Source organism: Bacillus sp. SIMBA_005 (assembly GCF_046535585.1).
Taxonomy (GTDB): Bacteria; Bacillota; Bacilli; order Bacillales; family Bacillaceae; genus Bacillus; species Bacillus pumilus.
The window spans coordinates 1-349 of record NZ_JAWRWI010000115.1; the positions used below are offsets into that span (position 1 = coordinate 1).

Annotated in this window: 1 protein-coding gene; it reads left to right on the forward strand. The window is 65.0% G+C overall.

Annotation, left to right across the window (positions count from 1 at the left end):
- On the forward strand, nt 1–211 hold a 211-nt coding region (locus tag SB660_RS19360), incomplete at its 5' end, for a hypothetical protein (protein WP_410583859.1).
- Nucleotides 212–349 lie beyond the last annotated feature (138 nt).

Sequence of the window (349 nt, forward strand, 5' to 3'; positions counted from 1 at the left end):
GGTGTTCGTGGTCGGTCAACGGGTCCAGATGCCCGACGAGAGTCAAGGCGTCGTAGCCGTGCACGTCGAGCGCGACATCAATCGAACGCTGAAGCTCGATCCGCGAGGCGGCGCCGTGTTCACGACGACCGTGATAACCGACGAGGGCGAAGTGAAGGAGTTCCTCGACTCAGCGCTAACGCACGCTGACGAGGGCGAGGACTACTCATAGGGCTCAGCCCTTAACTGAGTGCAGCGGCTCGCGTTGATCAGCGGGGCGTATCTCGCGTGATTTGCCGCGGGAGTGTCGGCCGGCGGGGGATTGGCGATGAGGCGGCGGCGGATCTGGCGCGACCGACACGCTCTCCCC